This is a genomic window from Streptomyces sp. NPDC026538, assembly GCF_055567535.1.
The window spans coordinates 747194-751905 of the sequence record NZ_JBVHQG010000004.1 but is presented as its reverse complement, the minus strand read 5'-3'; the positions used below and the strand labels follow the sequence as shown (position 1 = coordinate 751905).

Sequence of the window (4712 nt, the reverse complement as noted above, 5' to 3'; positions counted from 1 at the left end):
AAATTGCCCGGGAGCCTGGATCTGGTCGCTGCATATTACGGAGAAATCTTTGCACGGCAACGGAAATCGAAGGAGAGTCGAGATCGCCGGGAATTGAACCCCCAAATGCACGGCAGGTGTTGGTAAATTCATATTTCCGATTGTCCGGCGCATTCATCTGAATTCGCGGATCGTGTGCCAGGGGTGCTTCTTCCGGTCCGGTCGGCCGCCCTGGCCCCGGTGTTCCGGCCGGCCCGCAGGCCGGCGTCGGTTCGTGAGGCGTCGATGAGGAGTACCTGGTGGTCTCGCTTCCGCGACCTGACCGCGGAGCTTCCGGCGCTCGTCGAGGTCCTCGACCCGCTGTGGGGGCGGATCACCCGGGTGACGGTGGACCCCACGTTCTGGCCGGTCGTCCCGCGAAAGGTGCGCGTCCGCGGGCACGTGGTGCACGCCGGCTGGTTCAAGGCCGAGAACCGCACTAGCTGATGCTGCTCTCCCGCACCGTCGGCCGCTGGGACCTGCTGGTGATCCCACCGGAGACAGAGCCGGCCACCGCGGTCCGACTGGTGGCCGCGGCCACCGACCCGTCGCGGATCCTCACGGCGACCGGTCTGATCGACGAGGGCTGACTCGGGCGCGGGGCACCGGGGGGTAAGGCTTCGATGTGACTCCGTGACCCGCGGAACCGCCGTCCACGCGCACCACAGGGACCGAGACCTCGCCCGCGGCCTGCAGGAACGGCTGCTCGTAGATCACCGCGTCTCGCTCGGCGCCACCCCGGACGGCCTCGCGCACACGCCCGGGACGGGGTGGCACGAACAGCCCGCATGTCGGCACAGGAAAGGAAAATGACAACGTCACAGTCCGTTTCACCGGTCCGCACACACGACGGCATGGCACATGATCAACAAGTCGTGTCCCATGGCAGCCTTTGGACCTGAAAACGACGTGGATCCGGAGGTACACCGCGCATGACGGTCATCATCAATCCCACAGTGAGGAGACGCCGTCTGGGGGCCGAACTGCGCCGGCTCCGCCAGGACAGTGGGCTGAAGAGCACCGAAGTGGCCGATCGGCTCATGGTCTCCCAGCCCAAGATCAGTCATATGGAGAACGGTCGCCGTGCCATCAGCCCTCGCGATGTACGCGATCTATGCGCCATCTACGGGGTGACGGACCACCAGGTCGTCGACTCCCTCATGCACATGGCCCAGGAGTCGGGACAGCAGGGATGGTGGAGCGCCTACGGCGAACACCCCCACGGCGTCCAAATCGGCCTCGAGACGGACGCCGCCTCGATCCATGCCTACGAGCCCATGGTGATTCCCAGCCTCTTGCAGACCCCTGCCTACGCCAGTGCCGTCATCGAGGAAACGATTCCCCCGATCACTGCCCAACAGGCCGCCCGGCGCCTCAAGGTGCTGCTGCGCCGTCAGCACCGGATCTACGACCCCACCTCGCCACTGCGTCTGTGGGTCGTCCTCGAGGAATCGGCACTGCGCCGTGTCGTCGGCGGTCCCGACGTCATGCGGGAGCAGCTGGAGCACCTGAACGCACTCGGTGCCGAGCCGCACATCACCGTGCGAGTCCTCCCCTACACGGTGGGCGCTCACCCGGGTCTCTCAGGACAGTTCTCCATCCTGCGGTTCGCCGACGGCCCGCAGGCAGGTGTCGTGTACGTGGAGCGCTTCGCCAGCCACCTTTGCCTGGAAAGACCGTCTGCCGTAAAGCAGTACGTCATGATGTACGACCATCTCCAGGCCCGAGCCCTCAGCCCGGACCGCACGCACGACTTCATCACCGACGCCACCAAGTCACACATCGACGCGGCACGCCGCCCCTGAGAACTCTGACGTTCTGACCTGGTGCGTACGGTCGCGCCGCGCGCGAGGAATCCGTGCCCGCGCTACGCGAAGCGCTTGCCCGGCAGAAGCGGCTCAGCCCACGCCTCCTGCACAACGGACCAACGACAACCTGGGTCATGGTCAGATGATCCAAACGAAAAGGCCTGGTCAACACCTCCCACCCAACGAGGGAACCTCACGGGGGCAGCGTGGGTGGTTGCTGGTGCCGTGACCTCGGCCGGTGACAGGCGTTATTGGGGATGGCACGCGTGCACCGGTGTTTCCTGTGGTTCCGCGGCTGCTTTCCTCGGCTCAAGCTGGGGGGCCACGAGGTGTTTTGCCCCGGTGACCGACTGCCATGGCAGACGGCCCCTGGTTTCCCCTCGGAGACCAGGGGCCATCGAAGTCAGGCAGCAACATCCACTGAGCCCCGCACCGCCGTCCGGCCTCGCGGCCGGCCAACAGACCGGGACGGAAACCAAGTCTGCGCGCTGGACGGGTGGGGCTGCCGGACCTGGGACCCCACCACGGTGCTTTACCCGGTCGGGCAGCCCGGGAGCGCGACGCCGAAGGCGTCTGCGGGCCCTGACAAGGGCTTGAAGCCGTGATCCACAGAGTGGTCAGCGAGTTGGGGTCCGGTCATGCGCGGCACCAAGTGTCGGCCTCAGCAGGTTTGTCCCGACGGCGGAGGCACCAGCGCAGCCTCCGCGGGGGCCGGAGTCGGTGCCTCCCTGACGTCGGTCCACGGGGCAGCTCGCCGCGACAGCCGTCCCAAGCACCGGTAGAAGCGGTCCGGAAGGAACACGGCGTCCGCGACGATCATCGCGCCGGAGAAGAGCGGCAGGCCCAGGAAGAGCGCGATCCCCAGGTGCATGCTCAGCAGCATCGTCAGGACGGGGTACTTGAGCCTGCCGAACAGGACGAACGGGAAGGCCACTTGCAACAGCACCGTCAGGTAGCAGGCGATGGCGATCAGCACGTCGTGTTCGTCCGCCATGGCGGAGAGCTCGGGCCAGGGCTGGAACAGGTCGAGATTCAGGGCGTAATGGAGGGCGGTGCCGTTGCCCCAGGAGGCGCCCTGCACCTTGTACAGGCCCGCGGATCCGTAGAGGAAGCAGACCTGGGCGGCGATGACGAGCATGCCGCAGTTGTGCAGCACCGTGGTCACTGTCAGGCGCGCGTCGCGGAGGTGGCGTCGCAGCTCGCCGGACGCCTGGCCCAGCGGAAGCCGGACCGCCTTTCCGGCGGATGCCCGGAGCCGGGCCCTGCGCGCGTCGAGGGACCAGCGTCGGCCGCACGCGGTGACGACGAGGTAGAGCGCCATGAGGAGGATGAGGTTGTCCCCTCCGTCCGTCATGAAGATCGCCTTGGCGTGGAACGACGTCACTACGACCGCGAAGAGCACGGACACCGCTCTGGTCCGCCAGCCCAGCATGAACAGCGCGGAGATGACGACGGCTGCCGCGTAGCAGACCTCGAAGTAGGCCCGGCTGTCGGACAGGGTGAGGATGCTGGCCCACCCGGTCTGGTCGAAGAGCTGCTTGGCCAGTGTTGGCGTCCACGGTGAGCCGGGACCCCAGATCTCGTCGCGGTGAGGGAACTCGCGCAGCAGGAAGACGAAGTAGAGGAACCCGTACCCGATGCGCAGAACCGCCGCGGCGTACAGGGAGATCGGCTCCTCCAGCAGCAGCGTGAGGAGCGTAGCGATACGGGCGGGCATGTGCCGCGGCGTGATTGCGCCCGCCCGCTCCGCACCGTGCCCGGGACGCGTCGGCGGGATTGCCGGGGCCGATGTCTGCTCAGCCTGTTGCATGGCGGGCCACCTTCCACCAGGGCAGGTAACGGGTGTCGGCGGGCCGTGGTGCGGCCGAGCCGGGACCGCGGGCGCCCGCTGCTCTCGGCGCGGCGATGGGCAGGGTGATCACTCGCAGCTGGATGGACTCGAATGTGCCGTGACGATGGGCGGCGAGACGATCCGCTGCGATGTTGCACAGGTACTGCTGGATCATCAGAGCGCGTTGTGAGCGCGGATGGTCGTCGCCGCCGTGTGTTTCGAGGTAGGAAGTCCAGGCCCGGCGCAGCATGTTCTGTGCTGTGTGGCTCGGGAAGGGGGCGTGTTCCACCGCGGCCGTGTCGACGGCGGTCAGGTCGAACCAGCCGCTGACTGCGGCGGTGCCGTCCGGGGCGGTGTGCATGGTCCTGGCCGAAATCCGCCGGTTGACCGACTCCGGGTCCGGGGCGAAGAGCCGCCAGTTCTGCTCGAACAACGGGAAGACCCAGGCGTTGACCTGCCGGCTGTACTGCCGGGAGACGGGATTCGGCGGCGCCACCTGCAGGAACACCAGGAGCACATGCACCAGGGCCGCCGCCAGGCACAGGACCACGGCGACTTGCACTCCGGCCTTCAGCGCGACGGGCGGCTCTGAAGACGCTTGGAACGCAGTCGGTCTCCCGCTCCCCTTCTGTGCGGTCGGCCTAGCGCCCGCCTGGTCCGATTCGTCAGCATCTGCTGACGCAATGCCACCCCGCACGGCCCTGTCCGGTCCTTCCGTCCCGACTTCTCTCACCTGGTTCTCCTGAGCTTCCGCCTGCGGCGTGCGGCGGAATCGATGACGATCCGCGCCGCACGCCACCCGTCCTACTCGCGCACGGGGGTGGCTGCCTGCGAGCAGTCACCCCGCTGGAGTGGGTCGCGCATGCTAGGCAGGGTCACAGCCGTAGCTGTCGTCCTGGCCGGGCTGGTCGCCGTACTGGTCGCCGTATTGGTTGTGTTCGGGTTTGCAGCCATGGCCGTTCCCACCGGAGGTGCCACCAGTGGTGCCGGAGGTCGTGCCACCGGTGGTGCCGGAGGTCGTGCCACCGGTGGTCGTGCCCCCGGTGGTGCCAGAG

General features: G+C 67.5%; 5 protein-coding genes and 1 pseudogene. 3 read left to right on the top strand and 3 right to left on the bottom strand.

Translation table 11 applies throughout. The annotated features are described in order from the left end of the window. Positions 1–264: 264 nt before the first annotated feature. The 3 genes from ACZ4N4_RS20410 (at position 265) to ACZ4N4_RS20400 (ending at position 1823) form a co-directional block, all read left to right on the top strand. Entirely contained in the window at positions 265–465 is a 201-nt protein-coding gene (locus ACZ4N4_RS20410; protein ID WP_467590583.1) for a DUF5994 family protein, read from the top strand. Continuing rightward, positions 465–608, top strand: coding sequence for a hypothetical protein (locus tag ACZ4N4_RS20405; RefSeq protein WP_467590580.1), 144 nt, complete (start codon positions 465–467; stop codon positions 606–608). Before ACZ4N4_RS20410 ends, ACZ4N4_RS20405 begins: the two co-directional genes overlap by 1 nt. Positions 609–950: 342 nt before the next feature. Next, the gene (locus tag ACZ4N4_RS20400) at positions 951–1823 is read left to right on the top strand and encodes a helix-turn-helix domain-containing protein (RefSeq protein ID WP_467590577.1); all 873 of its coding nucleotides are present in this window, start codon (positions 951–953) and stop codon (positions 1821–1823) included. A gap of 664 nt (positions 1824–2487) precedes the next feature. On the opposite strand, the gene ACZ4N4_RS20395 is transcribed toward ACZ4N4_RS20400, so the two are convergent. The 3 genes and pseudogenes from ACZ4N4_RS20395 to ACZ4N4_RS20385 form a co-directional block, all read right to left on the bottom strand. Next, a complete protein-coding gene (locus ACZ4N4_RS20395) occupies positions 2488–3543 on the bottom strand; it encodes an HTTM domain-containing protein (protein ID WP_467590574.1) in 1056 nt (351 codons plus the stop codon). Positions 3544–3622: 79 nt separating this feature from the next. Further along, positions 3623–4219, bottom strand: coding sequence for a DUF5819 family protein (locus tag ACZ4N4_RS20390; RefSeq protein WP_467590572.1), 597 nt, complete (start codon positions 4217–4219; stop codon positions 3623–3625). Positions 4220–4522: 303 nt separating this feature from the next. Further along, positions 4523–4712 (bottom strand): annotated as a pseudogene (locus ACZ4N4_RS20385) (hypothetical protein); the annotation flags it as partial.

Coding starts and splice junctions, on each gene's coding strand:
- ACZ4N4_RS20410 (WP_467590583.1), top strand. CDS start 265: ATGAGGAGTACCTGGTGGTCTCGCTTCCGCGACCTGACCGCGGAGCTT.
- ACZ4N4_RS20405 (WP_467590580.1), top strand. CDS start 465: ATGCTGCTCTCCCGCACCGTCGGCCGCTGGGACCTGCTGGTGATCCCA.
- ACZ4N4_RS20400 (WP_467590577.1), top strand. CDS start 951: ATGACGGTCATCATCAATCCCACAGTGAGGAGACGCCGTCTGGGGGCC.
- ACZ4N4_RS20395 (WP_467590574.1), bottom strand. CDS start 3,543: ATGCCCGCCCGTATCGCTACGCTCCTCACGCTGCTGCTGGAGGAGCCG.